Genomic DNA, 702 nt, shown 5'->3' with positions numbered 1-702 from the left:
CACACCTCCACCTCGGCCACCACCCGCGTGGGGGGACGTCGTTCCCCCGAGTTCAGCCAGGCCGGGAGGGGGGAACGTTCCCCCGGAACCGGGGGAACGTTCGCGGCCGCCCCGTCGACCGACCCGCCTACCCCGCCGACCGCCCCGTCGACTGGGCCGTCGACTGGGCCGTCGGCGATGGTCTGGTGGCGGACGCGATCGGCGAGGTGGTGGACGAGGTCGGCGCGACCGGTGAGGTACTCACCCCAGGTGGGGTCAGCGGCGAGGGCTGCGGGGACCGCGGGCAGCCACGGCAGGGGGCCGCGTCCAGCGCTGCGGAGGGAAGTGTCGTCGAGACGCCAGTCCAGCACCGCGGCCAGGTCCCGCGCGTCCGCCAACCCGCCAGCCTGCCCACCGGCTTGCCCGCCGGACGTGGCGGCCTTCTCGAGGGCCTCGACAGGGTCAGTCCCAGCGGCGGCAAGAAGCAGCAGGTGCGCCCGCAACGTGGGCCACGCCGGCGACTCCGACAGCAAAGCGGCGTCCGGCCCGGCCAGCCCGGCGACCACCTGGTCCGCCGTCCTCTCGAGGAGAGCGACGGTGTCGGGTCCGAGGTGGTCTTCGGCGGCGACGTGCAGGGCGTCGACGTACCGAGCGGCGGCGTCACCAAGTCGCAGGGCGGGATCGTTCCGTTCGCGGGCTGACGTGGTGGCGGAGGTGGGGGTG

At 74.9% G+C, this 702-nt stretch carries 1 protein-coding gene; it reads left to right on the top strand.

Annotated features, from left to right (window positions below; all coding sequences use genetic code 11):
- Positions 1-185: 185 nt before the first annotated feature.
- Positions 186-680 carry a hypothetical protein gene (locus ACR80Q_RS18325; protein ID WP_435379088.1) on the top strand — a complete coding sequence of 165 codons (495 nt, stop codon included), beginning with the start codon at positions 186-188 and terminating at the stop codon, positions 678-680.
- Positions 681-702: the final 22 nt, after the last annotated feature.

This window comes from Aquipuribacter aurantiacus, assembly GCF_051216895.1.
Classification (GTDB): domain Bacteria; phylum Actinomycetota; class Actinomycetes; order Actinomycetales; family JBBAYJ01; genus Aquipuribacter.
This window is presented reverse-complemented; position numbering and strand designations above follow the sequence as displayed.